Source organism: Bacillus sp. 22475 (genome assembly GCF_052044835.1).
Taxonomy (GTDB): domain Bacteria; phylum Bacillota; class Bacilli; order Bacillales; family Bacillaceae_G; genus Bacillus_A; species Bacillus_A cereus.
The window spans coordinates 16,625-39,417 of the sequence record NZ_JBQENW010000022.1; the positions used below are offsets into that span (position 1 = coordinate 16,625).

A 22,793-nucleotide genomic window follows, 5' to 3' on the forward strand; every position below is an offset into this window, starting at 1 on the left:
CATCCAATATCGTTATATCCGATTCTAATATAAGCATATTGAAATAAATGTCGATTTTTGTCGATATAAGAAGATAATTAATTATGCAATTATGCATAATTGTAAGGCAATACAAACGAAAAGGACTCGAATAAATCGAATCCTTTTTTCTCTATTTCTTAACTTCAGCCCATTTATAGTTAAATTCTCCACCAAAATCATTTGTCACAATACCTTTTATAGAAGAGCGCTGTAAATACGATCTTCCTTGCTGGAATAAAGGCGCTACTGCCCCGTCTTCTAATAATATTTTCTCTGCTCGTTTTAATGTCTCCCAACGTGCATTTTCATCACCAGCTAAGTCTGTTTTCACTTGATGAATTAGTTCATCATATTGTTTATTTGAATACTTATCAAAGTTATAGCTACTATCTGTCGTGAATATATCTAAAAATGTGATTGGATCAGGGATATCGGGAGCCCATACATCAACACCTAAATCGTAATCACTATTCAGCAGCAATTGAATTTGCTGTTTGCGTGGCTGCGGTTTAACGTGCACCGTTAAACCATCTAAATTCTTTTCTAGTTCACCTTTTAAATACTCCGCATTTTTCTTGGCTATTGCATTATCACTTGTTAGCAACTCTAGTGTTACTTGTTCTTTCCCCAGTTCTTGTTTTGCCTTCTTCCAGTTTACTTTGGCTGTCTTCACATCATCTTTGACCAATGCTCCATTCTCTTTTCGGAAGTATTTTCCGTCCGGTCCTTTAGCAAAATCAGCTGGTATAAAACCAACCGCAGGAAGAGAACCATTGTTCAACACTGTATCTACAAAGGCTTTCTTGTTCATTGCATGACTGATTGCCAAGCGAGCATTTTTATTTTTTAATACATCATTTTTTTGATTCAAACGTAAAAACTGTACAGTAACTTCAGAACGTTCCTTGAAATCAGGATTATTTCTATATTTATCTACAAATTCCCCTGTTAGTCCTACACGATCAAGCTGACCTGATTCATATAGATTTATTTCTGTTGATTTATCTTTTACAATATCAAAGTTAATCTCATCTAATTTCACTGTTTTAGCATCCCAATAATTCGAATTCTTTTTCAACTGAAAACCTTGTTCATGCTTCCAATTATCCAATGTAAACGCTCCGTTATAAACCAATTGATTTGCTTCTAAGCCGTACTGTTTTCCTTGTGATCCAAAATACTTCTCGTTAATGGGTAAAAATGTTGCGAACGTTGTCAAATCGATGAAATAAGGGATAGGCTGCTCTAATTGTACCTCTAATGTTTTATCATCTATTGTTTTTACCCCAAGCTGATCTATAGGTAGCTCTTTACTATTAATTCTCTTTGCGTTCTTTATATCAAAGAATAAAAACGCATATTCTGCTGCTGTATCAGGATTCACAGCACGTTTCCAAGAGAATACGAAGTCTGCAGCTGTTACAGGTGTCCCATTTGACCATTTGGAATCTCTTAGATGGAATGTATATGTTTTATTATCTTCACTCACTTCATACGATTTTGCCACACCAGGAATTACTTTGTTATCTTCCCCTAGTATGTATAGACCTTCAAACACATTCCGCATTACATTCATTGATTCACTATCTGTTGCCTTAGTTACATCCATTGTTGGGATCTCTGCTATATACGGTAAATTAATGGATTGTTTTGTTTCATTCTTGTCAGTTGCCTTTGCTGTATTTTTAGTCTCGTTCTCTCCACTACTACAAGCTGTTAGTAGCAGGCTGGCTCCTATAATAGAAGCTACAATCGATGTAACTTTTTTAAACATCTTACTTTCTTCCTCTCTACATGTACGGTTCATATAATTAGATTATCTATATATAAAATTTTACAGAATATGAGAAGAGAGCTTTTCATTCTATAAATGTATTTCAGCCCTTTTCTCATATATGTAGCATCTAAATAACAAACCACTTATTACTTTAACACTAAAAACGTAGCACTCTAGAGATTATTGTGTCAATCACTAAAATTTATTTTTAGTAAAGTATGTGAAATTATTTAAATAAAGAATAAAAAAGTGCAGCATACGAATTTTACATTATTTATATCGTATCCATTTACCTTTTTGGGTAAATTATCCTTGTATAGTACTTTTTGTAAAACGGAAAATAGTAAAGTATTTAATTTTTTATAGGTAGGAATTAAATTCCATTATTAATGGAGGACTAAATACTAATGTATAAAATTGTAGAGGTTAAACTAGATGGAATTTACTGTTTCTTTTTGTGAATTTACATCACCAACACCTGAATCTAACATTATATTTGAGGAGGAAATTATGACTAATATCAAAAAGCTTGTGAACCAAACTTGGGACATATTTAACCAAGGTGGTACTTATAGAGATTTTATAATCTTGCGCTTAGACACCGATAGGAGTTTTACTGGAATTTTGTCAGGTAATGATGTTAATGGTGTATATAGGCCTCACCATACCATTTCGGGAAAATTGTACGTTTAGACACAATTTGGACACATTTTAAGCGTTTCCTGTACGTTATGAGACATCTGTCCAGAAAACCTTATGTTTATGAACAGAGGATAAAACTTAATAATATTAACGTTTTCTAGCTATAATCATGTCCATAAAGTGTGTAAATAAATCAATGTTCAATTAAGCTTAGGCTTTTATCTTTCTGAACATGTAGTTATTTCTAAAAAGGTTGTAACGCTAAGGTTTGATATCCCTTAGCGTACAATTTTTCCAGAATGATATGGTGACCCTTTAGAGCTTACAAATAATATTGAAGCCTCTCCCTCTATTTTTCTCTTGAGAAATAAAATCCCTAATATTCCCAATAAACAAATAAATATTTCTATAATTTCTTTATATTTACATTACTGTAAAAGGTGTTACAGTGTATCTGTACCATATAAAACCATTAAGGGGGAATTTTTTATGTTCAAGAAGTTCGCAATTGGGGCATTGGTAACAGGTATCGCACTAACGGGAGGGATTGGCTCTGCGTCAGCTAGCGTAATGGACACACCAGCACCTGCAAAAGTTGCAACAGCACTTCCATGTCCTGAATACATCGGTAACGGTAAATATGCACGCACTGTCCCGAAATTTGGTAGTAGCTTCGCCGAAAGCTTTACGGAGTATACGTGCCACGGCAAAATTAAATGGTACCTGAAATCTATACAGTCAAATGGGGCAGGCTATTATGAAGGTAGCGTTATAAACTAATAGTTACACAAAAAAGCCTCAGTTATTTGAGGCTTTTTCTTCTGTGTTTTGTGTTTAGGAAAGAAAAGCGCAAACTTGTTGCATTTAATAATGAAATGACCGAGAGTGCTAAAAGAGTTATCGCCACATGACATATGTCAATTTTATTTTTATTTTTTAATATTCAAATATTATTTTATCAAGTTAAACAAACTAACAATATTTGTGAAACGTGTTAAGGTTATTGTGTAAACAGAAAAAAATATTAAGAACGGAGGATTATGGAACTTATGGGGATTAAAAAACTATTATTAACATCTTTTATGTTCGGTGCAATCATCTTAGGATCTACGCAAAATGCTAGCGCTAATACAATTAATGATGACACTATCAAATCTCTTCCAGAAGGGGTGGAGAAATATTACCCAACAAACCCTGAACTTTTAGCGGATAAAAATTATGATGATTACAAGGATTCTGAAGATTCAATAATTAGACCTCCATATGCTGCAGCCCTTAAAATTAAAGAGCAACTTCCAAGAAATGTTTATCTTTCAACACAGGACAAGTCGCAGTCTACATCTAGACTACAACTTTATAGTGGCGACAATTTAGGTATGAACGTAGAACCCAAAAAATTTAATGAAAAAGGGCGAGGTACAATTGTTGGTATAATATATCGTAATGGTGAGTATTACGATACCTATGTATTTTATAATACAAAGAGATTCACTACTACCATAAAGACTGGTGATTTATCGCAATATTCATTGAGATTATACTGTGGAAACCCAAGAGAATTAGAAACTGGGTGTCAAGCAAGTGGAGTTATTTATCCAGTAAAATAAACTGCACCTAGGAGGTCTTTACCCCACTCAAAATTCAATACTCTTTCAGTACCAAAAAAGTTGTCAAAATAAAAAGGAGTAGCAAATGCTACTCCTTCACTAATTTTTTACTGGTGCTCTTTCAAAAACTGCTACGACTCTTTTATATCTTTTTTCTATAAAATCAACAATACCCAAACTTGTTATATACCTCTCAAACACTTCAGATTTATCTCTAACTAACCTTCAATTTCTTATCCATACACAACAAATAATCCCCTCAGACGAGCCAAGAGACCCTTTAAATGTATATCTCGTTATTTTTGTTCTCACTTCATCAGAAACCATACTAAGAGTATGCAAGATTGTTTACAAAAAAAGAATAGCGGAAACCCCTAGAATCCCCGCTACATCAACGATGTATAAAATCCTGTATACCAAATAAACAGACAAAAAAGAAGAATCCCTGTAGCTACAAGGATTCTATCAAAGTATTTGCTACCGAGAACGAAAATTATGTAAATAAGCTGTCCATATGGACAGCTTATTTTATTTTTTGCTTAGCGTGGTTTTTTTCCGAAATGCTGGCGGTACCCCATGCCCATCAAGCTAAAATTTTATAGTACCCCCAGAACGAAATTTTGTACTAACTTGTAACAAATGCTCATTTTTTCGTTTTGAGGTATTTGCATTTCTTAGTTTGATGGTGATGGGGGGTACCCTTACTAGAAAGATTGTCCCCGCGTGAACGTGAAGAACTTGAAAAATTTAAAAAAGAAGCAATGAAAGAACCACCGGATTTCTTTGAATATATTCAGTCTACCGAAAAAGATAATAAATGATACATAATGCCTCCAACAGAATATTTATCAAATTGATAACATATGTATCCATTTCGTTTTTACAGAAATTGTAATATTATAAGTATATGCATATAGAAGAGGAGGCATAGGTTCTATGAAAAATGTTAAGTTTTATGGGTTGATTCTAGCATTCATCTTGCTACTGGCAGCTTGTAGTAGTAATTCCTTTGAAAATTATACATCAAAAGCTGATAAGAACATTAAGGATAAAAAATATAGCGAAGCTATAAAGAATTATCAAGAGGCTTTGAAGTTGAAGGATGATAAGAAGATTAAAAGTAAGTTAGAACAAACCGAAAATTTAAAGAGAGCGCAAGATGCTTTTGATAAACATGAAATCGGGAAAGCTATGAATAATGTTCAAAAGGCAAAAAGTGATGAAAATAAAGAATTAACAAAGCAAGCCAATGCATTGCAAGGTGAGATTCAACAAGAATTTTTAGCTACATTTAATAAGTTGAACATGAATGATATTACTGGCGATGTAAAAGAAGCCCGTAAATCTTTAGATGATCTTATGGCTTGGATACAACAATCTGACCTATTAAAATCTCAAAAGGATTTTGTTGATACGTTACCTGAAAAAGAAGCAAGTATCTCTAAACTAGAGGAAAGTAAAAAATAAAGAAAAGAGGTTGCCTAAAAGTAACTATTCAGCGACTTTTGGGACAACCTCTTCTTTTTATTGTAGATTTTCAAGAAAATTTAGAATAAAATAAAAATATGGTCACCTACCTATTATTCACTAATGAAAAGAAAAGGGGGTAGCGAAATGCAACTGAAGTATGGGAAGCACATTAATATATTATCTATTGTTCTAACTTTGTTCTCTTTTTCCGTAATTGTAAGTTTCTCTACCTGGTTGAGTGGATATTCAATTCCCAACCTTTCTACAATGCTTAAGGTAACAATGTTTAGTGCATTTATTCTTGGAATTATAGGGTTTAGACAAGAGAAAAGCGCACTAGCGATTATAATTATGGGAATATGTGCCTTTGCTCTAGTCGTTCTATATACTTATGCGGTTATAAGTTTTCTTGAGCATTAAACACCATGAAAAAGAAACGAACATTTTTGTTCGTTTCTTTTTCATGGTGTTGGATGATTATTATAAAATAGCCTCTTCTAATGATTGAATGCTGAATCCAAGAATTGATTTTTGAGTGTTATTTTCATGATCTTTTACAATGATATATGGAACGCCCTGTACGTTAAAGGATTCAAACTCTTCTTTTCCTTCTGGGGTATTAGGGGTACCGCCCCATCGCTATCAAGCCAAGAAAACAGGTCACCCCTAGAACGAAATTTTCAGGCTTTCTTGTAACAAAGAAGCCTATTTTATCATTTTTGGAATGACTTTTTTTCTTGATTTGATGAGCATTAGGTTAGCACCTATAATATAAATATTTAAGAAATGGTTTAATACTGTTATTGAATTATGTTTTAGTTTCTGTTCGAATGAACCGCCATACTAAAAGTGATGCTGTTAAATAAGCAATAGTCATAGTTATGAATGTATTGCTTGCACTATTATACCAGCCTTCTGATAAATGAATGACAACACCCATAACTGCCACACCAACCAAAGCACCAATTTGTCGATTTGCATTCAAGGTTGCCCCAGCAATATTTGCATGGGACGGTCCTGCTGCTTGCATAACTATTGCAGTCATTGCAGGAACCGTGACACCTACTCCTAAATTGATTATTGAGAAAATAATTGCTAATAGCCAATAGGGCATAGATGGAGAAATGAAAATTACTAACAACAATGATCCAAGTCCGGCTGTAAATAGAGCCAAGAGCATAGGTAGTCTTGAACCTAGACGGGTAGCTACTTTAGCAAACAGAAGGTTGCCCACCACAAAGACCGCCATCATAGGCAATAACTGTAATCCGGCCATAAAAGGACTTGCACCACGAGCTTCTTGCAAAAATAGACTCAGCATGAAGATCCCACCAAAAAGAGAAAAATTGAGTAAAAAGCCTACCATATTTGCGGCAGAAAAACGAGAATCCCTAAATAATTGACTTGGAATAATTTGATTTTCTGTTTTCCGTTCTCTTGCAATAAAAAGGATTGCACTCAAAACCGCTATACTGGTTGAACTAACAATTGGAAGAGAGAACCACCCCATTGAAGGACCTTCAATTAGGGTAAAACAAAAACATGCTAATGTGATAATACCTAAACCATGACTAGTAAAATTTAATTTACCCTGTACACGAGGTGACTGAGCGATGATTCGGTAAGTAAAAAAGAGGCTAATCATACCGATAGGAAGATTAATAATAAAGATACTTTGCCATCCAGTCATATCTACTAGTACCCCACCGACAAAAGGACCTAAGCCTGCTGATGTAGAGACTATGGCTGCCCAGATACCAAACATTTTGGCTCTTTGTTTCTCATCTGTATAAGAAAGTGCAAGTAGACTAAGAGAACTTGGCATAAATAAAGCTGCTCCAGCACCTTGAAGAAGACGGGCTGCTATAAGAACATCGGCAGTCTGTGCCACAGCACATAATAGTGATGCAAGTACAAAGAAACATAAACCAAGTATGTAAATATTTTTTGCACCATAGCGATTGGCTAGTGAACCTCCCGCAAGTAAAAAAGAGGCAAATGTCAAAATATAGCCATCAACAACCCAGGTGATTCCAGTAAAACTAATTTCAAGGGAGTTTTGAATATCTGCAATTGCGACATTTACCACTGTAGTATCAAGTGTTGCCATTACAAACCCCATTGCTAGGACAACAAGTTTCCAAATACCAGTAGAAGATTGTGTTTGAATTTCGGATGCTTCCAGGTTTATATCATCAGTACGCTGTAATTTCATTTCTAACCAAAACCTCCATTCAGTTGCTTTCTTAGGTTTATAAAAAATTTATTTCACAAGGTGAATTAAAATTTAAGATCTTTACAATATAAAACAGTAATAAATATACAAATTGTGAAGTTAAGACAACAATTTGTATATTTATAAAGATTAATTTATTAGGGGGCGATTCTCACTTCGTTTGGATTGCATCACAACTCACGAGTTTTTAAGAAAAAACTACGATAGATTCCTAAAAATAAAGTTACGATTCGGTTTTATGAAAACTTTAATTCGTTAAAGTTTTCTCTCGAATCCACTTGTCCACTATTTCTACATCATAAAATCCTTCGATTTGTTCCATTAATGTTGCTAAGGTTTCTTCACTCATTGCTTGAGCCCACTTATCTTCTACTTTTTTCATGACCCTTGCTAAAACACAGTCTTCCTGTAGATGGGATTTTTTCGAATCAAAGACAGCTATATCCATGCCTTTTCCCTGATAAAAAGAACCTCTTCCTTCGACTGCTTGGAAAATATCATACAAATTAATCTCTTTTGGAGATCTTGCTAATGAAAATCCTCCTTTCGTCCCTGTTATTGATTCTACTAACCCTGCCTGTACCAGCGATCTCATCAATTTTTTCAAATAGGATGGGGATACATCTAAACGCTCACTGATTGCTTCTGAAGTTAGAGTAGTACGGTCAGGCACCCTTGTTAATAAAAGTAAAGTATAAACAGCTTGTTCCATTCCAGATTTTATTCGCATAAATTAACCTTCCTTAAAACATGATCATTTATGGATAATGATTATCCATAAATGATTTTACTCTTAAATAGATACATAGTCAATTTATAAATGGAAATTAAAAGCATTTTTTTCCAAATTCGATCAAGTAAAGTTCAATAACTAAACTGTTTTAGAATTAGAAAATAATGCAATATATCGAGATTATATAAGGATCTTTCCGCATTAATATCAAGTTAATAAAACAAAATCCCCCAAAAATGAAAAAGTACGCTATTCTTTCTGTAGAATCATAGGAAAGGATGGCGTTTTGTATGTCTATTTCTGTATCCGATGAATTACAACTATTTGCTCAAGAGATTCAAAGCTTTTTATCTCCAAATATCTTACGAGATCTTGCTAGAGATGTTGGTTTTGTACAACGAACCAGTAAATACCAAGAAAAAGATTTAGTCGCTTTATGTGTATGGATGAGCCAAAATGTCGCTACGACTTCTTTAACTCAGTTATCTAGCTGCTTGGAAGCATCAACAGAAGTGCTCATCAGTCCTGAGGGGCTGAATCAACGATTTAATCAAGCGGCTGTCCAATTTTTACAACACCTATTAGCTGAACTACTAACCCAAAAACTGGCCTCATCTATGCCAATTTCTTCTCCATACAATTCTGTTTTCAAGCGTATTCGTATTTTAGATTCAACCGCATTTCAACTCCCAGATCCCTTTACATTCGTTTATCCAGGTGCAGGAGGATGCAGCCATACAGCTGGGATAAAAATTCAACTTGAGTATGATTTGTTAAGTGGACAGTTCCTACATATTCATACTGGTCCAGGTAAACAACATGATCGCACTTACGGCTCTCTGTGTGCCCCAACTGTGACGGCGAATGATTTATGTATCCGAGATTTAGGTTATTTTCATTTAAAAGACCTTCAATATATACAAGACAAAGAGGCCTACTATATCTCTCGTATTAAGTCGAATACACGTATTTATCAAAAAAATCCTAACCCTGATTATTTTCAAGATGGAAGAATTAAGAAAGGTACAGAGTATATAAAGATAGATATGGAGACGGTCATGAACTCTCTTCAACCAGGACAAACATGTGAAATAGCTGATGCTTATGTAGGTATGATTGATAAAGTGCCAGCTCGTGTAATTGTTCATCGATTAACAAAACAACAGCAACAAAAACGATTACAAGATCAAGCTGTAAGAGAAAAAAAGAAAGGAATGAAGTATTCTTCTCGTAGTAAACGACTCAGTGGTATCAATGTATATATGACAAACACCCCTACAGATATTGTCCCGATGGGACAGGTACATGACTGGTATTCTTTGCGTTGGCAAATCGAAATTTTATTTAAAACGTGGAAGTCATTCTTTCAAATTCATCATTGTAAAAAGATAAAACGAGAACGATTGGAGTGCCATTTATATGGTCAGTTGATTGCCATTCTACTCTGTTCTTCTATCATGTTTCAAATGCGCCAATTGCTCCTCATGAAGAAAAAACGAGAGCTTAGTGAGTATAAAGCCATATATATGATTAAAGACTATTTTCTTCTTCTATTCCAAACTATACAAAAAAACACCCAAGAGCTATCAAAGGTGTTACTTCGTCTGTTCAATCTCCTACAGCAAAACGGGCGGAAATCTCATCGATATGAGAAAAAAACGGTCTTTGATATATTAGGTGTCGTTTACAATTCCATGTCTGATAATCAAGCCGCTTAATTCAAAAAAGTGAAACCCATTAGGGTTTATTTCGTATGCAAATCTTTCAATCACCTACATTTGCCCTTTAGAAAAAAGAAACAATCTCGACTAAAATTGATTTTGCATAAGCTTAGCTTGATAGCGATGTGGCGGTACCCCTTTTTCTGAACATGTATTCACCTAAAAAATGCTGCAATGATAAGGTTTGGTATCCCTTAGCGTACAATTTTCCCAAAATGATATGGTGACCCCATATAGTGAAAAAAGTGGTAAAATTACATTTGAATCTGGGCACTTAGAATTAAAATTTGAATTTACAGGTTACGTATTTACTGATGATACTAATCCTAACATGTTTACAATGGCAGGAATCTATAAAGGTGGCTTGCTGCCGCCAGTACCAGGAGTAGGAAATGAAAGATCATTTTTTGCACAAATAAATATATAACTACCTAACGAAGGTGTTTTTTGTTAATTGTAGTTTTAAGAAATAGTATAAGTAAAGGCGTTTAACAAATTCATATGAACTAGACTTGTTTTTTATTTTCTAAAGAATTTCTCCAATATACATCACTGGATGCTTTAGTGCAATTAACTAATAATGAGTGCCTCCATTGTTGGATGTACTCATTTCCAAAACTTCCACCATGCTTTCTTCTTTGCTGCCGCTATTTCTTCCTAGACTCATATATTGATTTTTTCATTTCGTTTATTGTTTCTATATTCATGACTTTTCGTTTTCCCTTTTTAAGGCTAATACATCACTGATTAGAAATAATAATAAAACCAATGGAACTATTCCTTTGATATTGCTAGTGTTTGCACTCATTTATTAGTTGTAATCCATAAAAATGAATAACCTTATATAAAGATTATATAATCATAATAAAAGCCGCACACCAATAAACTTCATGAGGTTTATTGGTGTTAAATTAAATTGCTAGAAATTCCATAGCAATGCTATTATATATCTATGAATAAGTAAAAGGATATTTAATATGACTAGGTGTAGCTACTTCCATTTTAATTGAAACTTCAACTATATACAGTAACACTTTTAATATAAGTAAGGGAGCGATTACTGTTGAAAATGACAAAAGGAGATGCAATACTCCGTTTGCTGACAGAAATTAAATTAGAGCTGAAGGAAACAAAAGAAGCTATTGAAAAATTAGATGAAAGATTAGATAAAATAGAAAAGCAAACACTTTCTACAAATTCATCTAAACCTGCTCTAAATACTCGAAAAGAAAAAGATTGGAAATATCCTTCTAAGATGAAATGAATTAGAGGGATATTTTTCATTTTAGAATATGTGGAAACAAGTAGAACATCTAGAATAACTACTTTTCATCATTTAATAGAGATGTTACAATATAGACTGTACGATGAACATGATTTTCTTTCTTACTACCACACAGAAATTGTCCCCTAGCTCTTGCTAGGGCTTTTTCTATGCACAGTATTAATTGCATCTTGAGTACACACACGTTATAATAGTCACCAAATTACATATAACGAGGTGCAAAAAATGAATAAGACAGAATTAACAAAAGTAGTAGCAGAAAGAGCAGTACTTACACAAAAAGATGCAGCTGCAGCAACACAAGCTGTATTAGATACGATAACAAACGCTCTAGCTAACGAAGAGAAAGTACAAATTCTTGGATTTGGTACATTCGAAGTACGTGAAAGATCTGCACGTACAGGACGTAACCCACAAACAGGTGAAGAAATGCAAATTGCAGCTTCAAAGGCACCTGCTTTTAAAGCAGGAAAAGAATTAAAAGAGGCAGTGAAATAATTTCAAATAGTGAAAAGGGTTAGATATTTATATCCCCCCTTTTTTTAATAGCCTTTTTACTCATAAAATAAAAAGCATCAATAGTAACGTATATCTGAATATATGTAAAGTTTCATATATAAACACTGAAATTAATGTTATACTAAGATTAACCAAGAAGCATCCAAGATTCTTTGATTAATCACTACATTTTCCTTAAATTAATATCAACAAGAAAAGACACTGTTTAGTGTCTCTTCTTTTATGTTTTGCGCCTTTAATCATTAGTAAGAGGATATATATCTATGCCCTCTTATTGCTGATTTGTATTAGTATTGCTGCTCCCACAAGCAGAATATCTGAAAGACACTCGTATAAGAGTGTCTTTTCTTTATGAAAAAAATATTTTTAAACAAAAACCCTTATAAAAGAACGCAAGTTCGTATATAATAAGAACAAACGTTCTTTTGATTTAGGGAGGAATAACCGTGTATGACTATTCTATCTTACCGAATAGAATCATCTTATGTGTGGATTTACGTAGCTTTTACGCTTCAGTAAGTTGCATCAAAATGGGATTAGATCCTATGCATACAAAATTAGCAGTAGTCGGTGATGTAAATAGAAATGGTTCAATCGTTCTAGCTGCCACTCCACCATTAAAAGCATTGGGTGTAAAGAAGATGGCCAGATTATACGAGATTCCTCGCAGAAAAGACATTCTTGTTGTAAATCCGATTATGGGAACATATATTAAATGCTCTAATTACATAACAAAATTAGCTTTGCAGTACGTTCCTATTGAGGATTTTCACCAATATTCCATCGATGAGTTCTTCATGGATATTACGGATAGTATTCATTTGTTTGCTAACGATCCCTATGAATTCGCATTGAAATTTAAACGTGAAATATATGCGAAAACACGAATCGAATGCACTATAGGGATTGGCCCTAACCCTTTAATGAGCAAAGTAGCTTTAGATATTGAAGCAAAGAAGAATCAAAATGGCATTGCTTATTGGAAATATGAAGATGTCCCAACAAAATTATGGAGCATACGACCGCTTAATACATTTTGGGGCATCTCGTACAAAACGGAAGAAAAGTTGAATCGAAAAGGAATACATTCTATAGGAGATTTAGCCAATTACCCTCTTAAATATTTAAAACAGAGCTTCGGTAAGATTGGAGAAGAATTACACTTACATAGCTACGGAATTGACTTTAGTCGCATTTCAGAAAAATATGTTCCTGCCACAACTTCTGTTGGGAAAAGCCAAATACTCATGCGCGATTACACAATAGAAGAATTTCCGATTATTCTACTGGAACATATTGAAGAAGTTTGTTATCGGCTTAGAAGACAAAATAAACTTGCTCAAACCATTCACTTTTCAGTCGGTTATAGCAAGAGTTATAACGGTGGTATTAGAAAAACACATACTTTAAGTCGTCCAACTAACCTAACAATGGATATTTATAAGATCTGTACATACTTTTTACATCAACAATATACTGGAGAACCCATTCGCAGCATAAGCATTTCTCTAACGAACCTAATCCAAGAAGGAGAGGAACAAATTTCTCTTTTTGATAACATAACGCAGCGAGAACAAGAAGTAAAATTAACAAAAGTAATGGATGAAATACGCACAAGGTTTGGGAAGAACAGCATATTGCGGGGAGTTTCCTACACGCATAGCGCCACAGCTAGATATAGAAACACACTGATAGGAGGACACAAAAAATGAGCAACGCTAATATGCCAAAGGGGCGCGGAATGGTGAAATGGGCTCCGTTCGCAGCATTAACACCCCAATTTGATGGGATTCGTGAAATCATTAGGGAACAACACAAAGTTACCCGTCCGATTTTAACAACTGAAGAAAAAGAACGAATTGAAAATATGTTATTATGTTCCTTAGTATCTGAAGAAGAAATAATGATCACATATTATGAGGATGGCTATTTGCTCTCTAGTTATATGACCGTTGTTGATATTGACCCTTCAAGTAGCGCTGTTGTATGTACAGATGCTTTTTATAACAAGATGAAACTGCAATTCTCTAATATAATAGATGTTAAATAGCATAAATTGATGTTATCAAGTTTAGATCATTTAAAGGAGTGTAAAAATGCAAGGGAATCAGATAAGAAAGAACGCCGCAGGAGCAATTATTCATAATAATATTAATAGCTATCCCTTTCTAAATATACCTATGATTATTAATGAGAAAGACGGATTGATTTACGAGGTATTAAGTGCTGGTTTTCAAGCTAATGATGCAGTACCAATGATAACAACGGATGGTTTTGCTACAACCAGGGTAAATACACCGATCGTAACAGCAAAAAATAATGATGGTAGTCTTCAAATATACCGCTTACCGTTAGAACTTGAATATTGGGTGATTTCTTGTATGCATGCTGCTTCAGAAGGAAAAAAACCATTTCCTTGTAAAGTCGCTTTTGGAATTATAGACACAAAATTTTTTGCAGAATTTAAATGAAAAGGTCTGCTTATTTAGCAGACCTCCCATAAATTATAGGTTAATCCTTTTTTGCTTGTTTCAATGTCCAGACATGCGTAGAAGCGTGGTTTTGAATACCTTATTAGAATAATAAAAGTTTTATGGGATATCTTTCCCAATAAATGATGTCCACAACATATCCTAATATTTTCAATCTAAATATACTTTAGATTTTTTATCATATATCATATGATGCTATTTATTATATATTTAATAGCATCCACCATGCCTTGCTGAAACTTTTTACTTTCAGTTGGAACTTTTATACCAATTGGTGTTAATCCCCTAAGAGATAATTGTTTATTCTCACGGGGATGTAAATTAGGCACAATAATAAAGTGCTGACCGCCTATACTATTGTGAATGTCCCTATATATTTCCTTAAAATATACATCTTTAAAAGAAAACCCAATAAACAGCAAGAATTTACCAGACATAATTCCATTTAGGAAATCTTTCGTTTTTCGATCCGCATACAAATCATTATAATCATTTTTCGTAACAACCATTGTTTTAGGCCTTTCTGCCATACCGTGAAAATGAACAACTTGCTTTTTACCTTTATTTAAATGATTCTGTAGATTTTCTATATCTTCGATTATCTTAGGAGAACTATAACCATCCTTCTCTTTATTCCTATATACATCTAATGCATTATCATAATTTGTAGTCAGTATAAAACTAGAAGCCAAATTCATAATATCCCTAATGTTATGCTTACTTTCATCTACTTGATCATTAAAATCGCTGTCTATTTTATTCGTTATATATGTTTTTATTTTATCCTCAGTATTTAAAGTTGGTGAATACTCAAGTATTGTATCTACAGCACCTAGGAAATCACCACTATTAATTAAACCCTCACAGTACTCTTTATCTATTGCTGTATGAAGCTTTTCTTTCATACCCCAAATTAATCCATACCAATCAGGAAGACCAAGTGGCTTTGAGACGCCTGCTCCTAAAAATGGGACTATCTTATCGACATTTTCTTTCAATAACAAGTAGTTATCCATATATTCTTCTTGCAAATACTTTGTTAGCATTTCCTCTTGTTTAGAATTTACCATCTGTATAAACTCCTCTCTTAATTCAAATATTTCTTTAAAAAAATGGGATGGACTATCTTGGATTTTCTGCTCACAGAACTCACAATCTTCGTTTAAATCTTCTACAATATCATGTTCTTCATGTTTTAGACATTCATAGGCATAACTTTTTTCAAATAAACTTTCTTGTAATAAGTGTTTCACAAGAAAGTTTATTTCTTTTTCATTTAATTTTGCATGATAAAGATCTTCTTTTGAGAAAGGTTGCATATTAACTGTGTTAATTAAAGTTTCAAGTAAACTTAAAACCTCTTCTTGTGACTTGAGTAATTCCTGTTTAGCGGTAATGATTAAGTTCTCCAATGACATGATATATAAACTCCTTGCCTAGTGATTTTTTCTGTAAAAATACTATTCTAAAGGATGTCTGCTTAGCATAAATTGTAGTCTGTGAAACCAAACAATTATCTGGGTTAGTATTTCTAAAATCTAAAAACCAAGAAATAGACCATTCTTCTAAATCAGATGATTTTTCAAATTCAGTATAGAGGCTATGAAATAAATCTGTATAGGCAACGGGAATTTTAGATCCTCCGGATTGTGCAGCCCCTTTACTAAATTTACTGGAAATAAATTTTATTCTTGTTGGATACCCTTTTAGAGGTATCTGTTTTGCTATTTTTACTATGTCCTGTGTTTTATACTTTTTGCTTATAAAGGCAGAACATAACATCGACTGTATTTTCATTCCAAGCGGAGCAGTATTAGTTTTAATAAATGCACTATCATTTGGGAATAGTTTTCTAAGAATAGTTTGGACGCTATCCTTTACCTCTTCTTCTGTGGCTTTTAAAACTTCCTCATGGATGTCTCCCAATAGATTATGTAAAAGATTGGAACATAGATTATACATTCCTTTCCTATCTGATTTGACATCTATATTTTCTAGATTAATTAAAGGTTCAACTATTAAATTTTTAACCGTTGAATACAAGCGATTAAAAGATTTTGGATAATCATCATATTGATTCTCCTCATCGTTTTTTTTAGATTCTGCCTCTTTTTCATTTTCAATATCTTTTATGTCAGTCAAATTTCGAATCATTGTTAAACAAGTACCATTTTCAAAATTAATATCTATTCCCGCAATAAAGTATCCTATTCTTGTTCCTCTGGGTACAACTTGAACAAATAAAAATCTAGCAGTTTTTACCTTATCTCCATTAGTAGTATAGTCATAGCCTGCAATAAATTTAGTACCTAAAGCCTTTATGTCTAACATATCCATTAAATAATACTTACCATCATTCATTTTAGAGAGTAGCGCTTGTGGTATTCTTGTTTCGTTATTAAAACTTTCTAAAATTCGCTTTACTTTCATGTTAAAAGTCGAAATCTCTAATGTGTTTTCTGTAACATTAAATCTATCAACAAATATATTTCTTAATCTGCTGTACATTATATGTTCAAAAAATATTGTGTTAAGTAAATATCTATCTTGTGGATTATTTCTAATTACTTCTTCAAAATACGTACTCAATTTCTTTTTATCCTCAATTTTTATAGAAGAACTTAATTTTTCATTCGCTTCTTCTATAATCTTAGAAGAGTCTACAAACTCCAAAAACTTGTGGCCAGTAAATACATAATTTGTCGTCACTTAATTCACCTTCTATTCTTGTTATATAGATATCCTTATTTTAAGTCCATATCCCTAACAGGAGATACTGTGCTAGTTACTTTACATACTATATTGTTTTGTAAACCATCAATTGTTTAATACTCAACTGAAGCATGATATGCATTGTAATATTACTTTAATGTTTTTAAATTATTTAAGATAGAAGCGAATCCCAATACTTTTTGTATGCCCAAAATCCTCATTTCAACTGATTCTAGAAATTCTATAAATTCATTCTTAGTAAACTTTCTTTGTACAATTTCTAACTCTTTTAGCTCTTGCGAATTTTCAACCTCATCAAATCCCTTGTGTAATGTAAAGTAAAGAACTCCACCGTCTCTAAAGATTTCATAAATAGAGTGCAAGGTGCTTTCTAAGTGCTTATTATATTCAGTGGCATCTTCACTTTTATTTACCATTGTTAGGCAATCAAAGAAACGTAGTTTATTCACTATCAAGATATCTTCCTCTATTTTTTTATATGTTGGCGTCAGATCGTAGTTAGAATACTTCTGTAATCTTTTTTCTTCAACTTGTTTTTTTCGCATTTCCTCGGCATCCGGTATTAAAAATACACCTTTTTTTATTTCTTTAAGTACACCTTGCTTTTTTAAAGCTAACAATCTTTGTTTACTAATTTCAAATCTATCCATAATATCTCTTGAATCCATCGTATATTGTTTAACGATTCTTTCTACAATCTCTGTGCTATTAATTTTTAGGATTAATGAGAGTTCTTCCAGATCAATAAAATTTGTCATTACAGTCCCTCCTGTTTACAAAGTAAATAGATGTTTACTGAATTGTACTATATTCTATTTACTTTGTAAACAGTTTTTGTGTTAAATTATGGTACGTGAAATTTTATAATTCAATTCTTTTTTAAAATTTATATAGTATTCTATATGGATTATGTGTTAATATATAAGTAGAAAATTTGTTTCCATTGTTTATACTCTATTGTACGTAGCGTGAAGGACAAACCTTACGCCCAGTTAACTCGGGCGAGGTTTGTCCTTTTTTTATTTTAAGGAGGAATTTACTATGAAAAAAGTCTACAAAATTGGAGCAGTTATCACAACTTTATGCGTTGCATGTATCGCAATCTTTACTTTAACTAAGAATGAATCAGTCAAAACAGAAACTATAACACCAGAAAAAACAATTGTATCTGCTGCAGATGTAAAAGGATCACCTGAGAATATAAAAGATATTTCAAAAGAAGAATTAAAGCAAAAAATACAATCCCATGAAGAGTTCATTGCGTATTACTATCAACCTACCTGTCATTTTTGTAAAAAAGCTGCACCAGATATCAATCGTATGTCAAAAAAGCATGATAGAACCATTTATCGTATTGATATCTCTACACCAGAAAATCAAAGTGCCTTTCAAGAGTTCGACATTCCAGGTACTCCAGTTGTTGTAGCTTATAACAGAGGTGAAGAAGTTGAACGTTTAGAAGGAGCTGTTTCAACTGCTACATATGATGGATTCTTTGCAAGACGTAATTCGAGCGCTAGCTAGTATAGTGCTCGTTTTTCTTTGTAAGAAAGGAGAATTAACATGCAACAAAACGCCCGTATTCATTCTTTAGACATAATAAGAGGTATCGCCATACTATGTATCCTATTTGCGAATCTACCCACTATGACGGGACTAGATCCCTTTAATCAGGCAGGTTACACCGGTACAGATAAAACGATTCGTTTTTTAGTAGATTTGTTTATACAAGCAAAGTTCTACACTATTTTCGCATTCTTATTTGGAGTAGGATTTTATATCTTTATGAAAAATACAGAAGCAAAAGGATATCATATGTATAAGCTATTTACCCGGAGACTATGTATTTTACTAGTCTTCGGTTTACTCCACTTCACATTTCTATGGTATGGAGATATTCTACATGCGTATGCTATAGCTGGATTTATTCTATTGTTCTTTTATAAGCGATCTACTCAGCTTATTTTTATAACTGGTTGTAGTTTCCTAACGGTTAGTTATGTATTACATATTATTGTATTTTTACGAGCAAGTTCTTCTATTCCTGAAGTACCAAATTACTATCAATATATGTTCACAGGTAACACTACCAATCACACTGTAAATCTATTTATACATTATTCTCATCAAGTAAAAGCACGTCTTTTCTTTCTAATGACTCAGGAATTCCAGCAACTACTAATAGGAATTCCGGAATATATAGGCTTATTTTTAATAGGGTTATGGGCTGGTAAGAAAAATATTTTTAAAAGGGTACCGGAATTAATAAAGAAAATTAGATTTTTACAGTGGAGTTCGTTATGTATCTCATGCCTTTTCTCTTATCCTATTATCTACTACTTTATAAAAACGGATATCTACTACTCTCAAGATATACAACTATGGATTCTATTTGGAGGGAAAATGCTAGCTATATTCTATATTTGTACCCTACTTAGAGTGTGTGAGAATAAAAAATATATAGAGTGGCTGCAACCCTTTATGAACGTAGGTAAATATGCTTTAACGAATTACATTAGCCAAAGTATACTAACTCTTGTCATTCTTTCTTTGTACTTTAAAGATGTCTCACACGTATATTACTGGCAACTATGTATCTTCGGGTTTTTAATTATATTTGTACAAATACTATTCAGCAAAATTTGGAGTAAATATTTCCGCTATGGTCCTATTGAGTGGGTATGGAGAAAAGGAGTTTACAAGAAATAGGGGCACTATATCATTCTGATCCTATTAAACATTAAAAAAAAAGTGCAAAATCTATCAACAGATTTCGCACCAAAAACAGATAAAAAATACAGTCACTAGAAACATAGGAGAGTGTTTCACCACTTATTATAAACCATATCTTTACATTTTTGTGTTGTAATTTAAAAATATGTAAAGATTCATCATTTTGTTTTTGAATTTTCTTTTTATCTAAGTTATACTAAACTACAAAGAAACAAATCTCCTTTAGGCCGTCAATAATTATGCTAACAACACACACCAAAAAAACCAATTCCCGTGTAATGGAATTGGTTTTTTGGTGCAATTCAGTCAATACAGCAACTTGAACCCACATTTTCAAATGTAGTCTTATTAATCTTACCATAATTTTAGAATTCATAAACATAAAAAACTAAATCACTAGTAAAATGTGCGAATCCACTGCTTTTTCATCAAGAAATTTGGAGTATAACAACAATTAAGTTCATACTAGCATGAACAACAAATGATACTAGTAGCCTATTAGTACGCACATATACTACAGCTAGTATAAAACCAATTAAAAAATATCCAAATACAAATGGAAAATCAAAATGCATAATAGAAAAGAACAATGCGCTTATTAGTATGCTCCAAGTTTGCTTAAACTTGGACATTAAAATGTTTATGGCCGCATAACGAAAAACAAACTCTTCTACTAACGGTGCAAGAAGAACAATTGAAATAAGTGCCACTGGAGATATGGCTGCAGCAGCGACTGTATTAGACGTATTTGCTGATTGCGTAGTTAGCTGAAATACACTTTTATCTAATACACTACCAACCACCTGCGCAAAAAATACGAATATGATCCCAACTAAAATCCACATGAATGATTTTCTTGATATTTTAATCGATAACTTTGGATCCCTTATCAATTCTTTTCTATATATAAGAAAAATGATTATCAGCATAAGTGAAAAACCAATTAGTTCCCAATGCACAAGAAGTTGTTGAATTGCTTGCTGTTGGTTTCCCTGAATATCATACCAACCTGTCTTTGCTAGCAAAAGTACACCTATTATCCCTACAAATTGTGTCATAACAAAATAAATCAAAATGACGAAACCCGATTTATATTTAATACCACTACTCATATTCTTAATTCCATCCTCCACTTTCATTATGTTTTCGCTACTGCTAATCGCAGTAACAATAAGTAAAAAAACTTTTATAAGTCTGCTTCAATAGCGCTCTTTTTTACTTACCCAAAAAATATCCGTACATAAGGTAAGAATATTTCTTTCATTATGATTTTTACATACGCTATGTTAACAGTATTTCTAACATATATTTCTCAATACCTAGCACCTAGAAATTAATCGAATTCATTGATACTATATTGGTAATCATTGTTTTCCTCTTATGCACTTTTGTAGAAGGGCCTGTTATCCTTTTCGGGTCCTTTTAATTTTTTATTAGTATTTCAAACTTAAAACATTGTAGTTTCATATTCATTTATAATGGAATTTTAGAATAATAATAGTGGCATTTTGGTATGCAATATTCTTTTTATAATCATTTTTCAGTTCCCTCAGCATTACAATAACACTCTTCTTCCACCTCGTTGCACTGATCACAAATCTTTTGAACTTCAAAACCCTTAAAATCATAAATTGGTTGTACTTGATATTTTTTGTTGCATGAATCGCATTCTACCTCGTGGTTACCACTTTCCCATTTAGCGTGACAATCTTCTACAAATGACTTACAATACGGACATTGTTGAGTTTTTAATAGTTCCACCTCTCATTCCTCCTTTTCGATTAAACTGTTGCTACTTCTTTGCGATAGTCAGCTACAATATTTCCATTTTCATCGTAATAAACTGTTTCATAATACGGATGACAATTATAGGAAGCCCACGGATCACTATAAAAAGCGACCTGTAAATTTAATCCCGATGTACTTCCAACAATAATTCCCGCTTGTCCACATACTTCAACTTTCATGCCTCGATAAGCAAACTTGATCCCTCTTAACTCACACATACGTTCAAATTGCTTTTTATCACCAAACATACATGTAATATCAGCAGTTCTTACTTTTCTACATCTCACATATTTCAAAAATGTTTTAAAATCCGTTTCCCAAACCCCATCTTGTAAGTACTTATAAAATTGATACTTTGCTTTACCTGGCGTTTCTGCTAATTCTGTATGTTTAAATTCCACGTCACCATCTAACCACAATTTGTAACTATTCATTTCTGGCTCCTCCTTTTGTATCCAAATAACGCTTTTGTTAAAAATCTAGTGTTTATATTTTATTTTTTTTATTTAGTGCAGAGACTATTTCGTATTTCAACATACTCTCCACTATCTTTTAATGCTTGTAATGATGTATCGTTTTCATCAATAATTGCATGGCCACAACTACAATCCCAATGAATGACCGTTTCACATCCGCAAACAAGGCATTTAGGAAGTCTATATTCAGGGGTTTGATAGTCTTTCTTATCTTTGTATGTTAGATATGCTCCTTCAAATAGATATTTAACATCCCTGTCTGTCATAGATACCAATGAGCTACCGATGACATCAAAACCCATTTTTTTGATAAGAAACTCTACCCTTTCCTTCCTATTTCTCGGCTTTTTTAATTTCTTTTCACGGTTTTCACCTTCAAATATAGCAATTTTCTTCTTACTTGTTATTCTCTTATAGTGGTTTGTTTTTACACGTTCAATTAGTTCACCTTTACACGTTTCAAATAGATAACAAGATCTTGTAAACGTCTTACATTTTAAAATCTCACCGTTTCTGATATCTTCGTAATAAAGACCTTCTTTCATAAGCTCACCCCCGTC

General features: G+C 32.9%; 23 protein-coding genes. 13 read left to right on the top strand and 10 right to left on the bottom strand.

Annotation, left to right across the window (positions count from 1 at the left end; all coding sequences use genetic code 11):
• Positions 1-151 precede the first annotated feature (151 nt).
• Entirely contained in the window at positions 152-1,795 is a 1,644-nt protein-coding gene (locus ACTJJY_RS24360) for a peptide ABC transporter substrate-binding protein (RefSeq protein ID WP_440606765.1), read from the bottom strand.
• 1,134 nt (positions 1,796-2,929) lie between these two features.
• Here ACTJJY_RS24360 and ACTJJY_RS24365 point away from each other — a divergent pair.
• The 4 genes from ACTJJY_RS24365 (at position 2,930) to ACTJJY_RS24380 (ending at position 5,937) form a co-directional block, all read left to right on the top strand.
• A complete protein-coding gene (locus ACTJJY_RS24365; protein WP_061185019.1) occupies positions 2,930-3,220 on the top strand; it encodes a hypothetical protein in 291 nt (96 codons plus the stop codon).
• 269 nt (positions 3,221-3,489) lie between these two features.
• Positions 3,490-4,047 (top strand): hypothetical protein, encoded by a 558-nt coding sequence (locus ACTJJY_RS24370; RefSeq protein ID WP_377825980.1) that lies wholly within the window; start codon positions 3,490-3,492, stop codon positions 4,045-4,047.
• Positions 4,048-4,983: 936 nt separating this feature from the next.
• Positions 4,984-5,514 carry a hypothetical protein gene (locus ACTJJY_RS24375; RefSeq protein WP_440606766.1) on the top strand — a complete coding sequence of 177 codons (531 nt, stop codon included), beginning with the start codon at positions 4,984-4,986 and terminating at the stop codon, positions 5,512-5,514.
• A gap of 147 nt (positions 5,515-5,661) precedes the next feature.
• Positions 5,662-5,937, top strand: a complete 276-nt coding sequence (locus tag ACTJJY_RS24380; RefSeq protein WP_161519949.1) for a hypothetical protein — start codon at positions 5,662-5,664, stop codon at positions 5,935-5,937.
• Positions 5,938-6,325: 388 nt separating this feature from the next.
• On the opposite strand, the gene ACTJJY_RS24385 is transcribed toward ACTJJY_RS24380, so the two are convergent.
• The gene (locus tag ACTJJY_RS24385) at positions 6,326-7,732 is read right to left on the bottom strand and encodes an MFS transporter (RefSeq protein ID WP_161519948.1); all 1,407 of its coding nucleotides are present in this window, start codon (positions 7,730-7,732) and stop codon (positions 6,326-6,328) included.
• Positions 7,733-8,000: 268 nt separating this feature from the next.
• Complete coding sequence (locus ACTJJY_RS24390) at positions 8,001-8,483, bottom strand: Rrf2 family transcriptional regulator (RefSeq protein WP_161519947.1); 483 nt, start codon at positions 8,481-8,483, stop codon at positions 8,001-8,003.
• Between the two features lie 293 nt (positions 8,484-8,776).
• Here ACTJJY_RS24390 and ACTJJY_RS24395 point away from each other — a divergent pair, with 293 nt between their 5' ends.
• The 7 genes from ACTJJY_RS24395 (at position 8,777) to ACTJJY_RS24425 (ending at position 14,482) form a co-directional block, all read left to right on the top strand.
• On the top strand, positions 8,777-10,204 hold the full coding sequence (locus ACTJJY_RS24395) for an IS4 family transposase (protein WP_440606767.1): 1,428 nt from the start codon (positions 8,777-8,779) through the stop codon (positions 10,202-10,204).
• 226 nt (positions 10,205-10,430) lie between these two features.
• Entirely contained in the window at positions 10,431-10,634 is a 204-nt protein-coding gene (locus ACTJJY_RS24400) for a hypothetical protein (protein ID WP_440606768.1), read from the top strand.
• Between the two features lie 642 nt (positions 10,635-11,276).
• Positions 11,277-11,471 carry a hypothetical protein gene (locus tag ACTJJY_RS24405; RefSeq protein WP_031303430.1) on the top strand — a complete coding sequence of 65 codons (195 nt, stop codon included), beginning with the start codon at positions 11,277-11,279 and terminating at the stop codon, positions 11,469-11,471.
• Positions 11,472-11,717: 246 nt separating this feature from the next.
• Positions 11,718-11,990 (top strand): HU family DNA-binding protein, encoded by a 273-nt coding sequence (locus ACTJJY_RS24410; RefSeq protein ID WP_440606769.1) that lies wholly within the window; start codon positions 11,718-11,720, stop codon positions 11,988-11,990.
• Positions 11,991-12,457: 467 nt separating this feature from the next.
• The gene (locus ACTJJY_RS24415; RefSeq protein WP_440606770.1) at positions 12,458-13,723 is read left to right on the top strand and encodes a Y-family DNA polymerase; all 1,266 of its coding nucleotides are present in this window, start codon (positions 12,458-12,460) and stop codon (positions 13,721-13,723) included.
• Positions 13,720-14,061 (top strand): YolD-like family protein, encoded by a 342-nt coding sequence (locus ACTJJY_RS24420; protein ID WP_440606771.1) that lies wholly within the window; start codon positions 13,720-13,722, stop codon positions 14,059-14,061. The genes ACTJJY_RS24415 and ACTJJY_RS24420 overlap by 4 nt, the downstream gene beginning before the upstream one ends.
• Positions 14,062-14,107: 46 nt before the next feature.
• Positions 14,108-14,482 (top strand): hypothetical protein, encoded by a 375-nt coding sequence (locus ACTJJY_RS24425; RefSeq protein WP_440606772.1) that lies wholly within the window; start codon positions 14,108-14,110, stop codon positions 14,480-14,482.
• A gap of 206 nt (positions 14,483-14,688) precedes the next feature.
• Here ACTJJY_RS24425 and ACTJJY_RS24430 read toward each other — a convergent pair whose 3' ends face one another.
• The 3 genes from ACTJJY_RS24430 to ACTJJY_RS24440 form a co-directional block, all read right to left on the bottom strand.
• Positions 14,689-15,921: an SIR2 family NAD-dependent protein deacylase gene (locus tag ACTJJY_RS24430; protein WP_440606773.1), complete on the bottom strand. Its 1,233-nt coding sequence runs from the start codon at positions 15,919-15,921 to the stop codon at positions 14,689-14,691.
• The gene (locus ACTJJY_RS24435; RefSeq protein ID WP_440606774.1) at positions 15,890-17,212 is read right to left on the bottom strand and encodes a hypothetical protein; all 1,323 of its coding nucleotides are present in this window, start codon (positions 17,210-17,212) and stop codon (positions 15,890-15,892) included. The genes ACTJJY_RS24430 and ACTJJY_RS24435 overlap by 32 nt, the downstream gene beginning before the upstream one ends.
• Positions 17,213-17,364: 152 nt before the next feature.
• Entirely contained in the window at positions 17,365-17,994 is a 630-nt protein-coding gene (locus ACTJJY_RS24440; RefSeq protein WP_440606775.1) for a hypothetical protein, read from the bottom strand.
• 283 nt (positions 17,995-18,277) lie between these two features.
• On the opposite strand from ACTJJY_RS24440, the gene ACTJJY_RS24445 reads away from it, so the two are divergent.
• Both ACTJJY_RS24445 and ACTJJY_RS24450 read left to right on the top strand, forming a co-directional pair.
• Entirely contained in the window at positions 18,278-18,760 is a 483-nt protein-coding gene (locus tag ACTJJY_RS24445) for a thioredoxin family protein (protein ID WP_440606776.1), read from the top strand.
• Positions 18,761-18,799: 39 nt separating this feature from the next.
• Positions 18,800-19,945 carry a DUF418 domain-containing protein gene (locus ACTJJY_RS24450; RefSeq protein ID WP_440606777.1) on the top strand — a complete coding sequence of 382 codons (1,146 nt, stop codon included), beginning with the start codon at positions 18,800-18,802 and terminating at the stop codon, positions 19,943-19,945.
• 452 nt (positions 19,946-20,397) lie between these two features.
• Here ACTJJY_RS24450 and ACTJJY_RS24455 read toward each other — a convergent pair whose 3' ends face one another.
• The 4 genes from ACTJJY_RS24455 to ACTJJY_RS24470 form a co-directional block, all read right to left on the bottom strand.
• Positions 20,398-21,081 (bottom strand): CPBP family intramembrane glutamic endopeptidase, encoded by a 684-nt coding sequence (locus ACTJJY_RS24455; protein WP_368661160.1) that lies wholly within the window; start codon positions 21,079-21,081, stop codon positions 20,398-20,400.
• Between the two features lie 421 nt (positions 21,082-21,502).
• Positions 21,503-21,730: a hypothetical protein gene (locus tag ACTJJY_RS24460; protein ID WP_440606778.1), complete on the bottom strand. Its 228-nt coding sequence runs from the start codon at positions 21,728-21,730 to the stop codon at positions 21,503-21,505.
• A 20-nt stretch (positions 21,731-21,750) separates the two neighbouring features.
• The gene (locus ACTJJY_RS24465; protein ID WP_440606779.1) at positions 21,751-22,191 is read right to left on the bottom strand and encodes a hypothetical protein; all 441 of its coding nucleotides are present in this window, start codon (positions 22,189-22,191) and stop codon (positions 21,751-21,753) included.
• A 68-nt stretch (positions 22,192-22,259) separates the two neighbouring features.
• Positions 22,260-22,778: a hypothetical protein gene (locus ACTJJY_RS24470; RefSeq protein ID WP_440606780.1), complete on the bottom strand. Its 519-nt coding sequence runs from the start codon at positions 22,776-22,778 to the stop codon at positions 22,260-22,262.
• Positions 22,779-22,793: the final 15 nt, after the last annotated feature.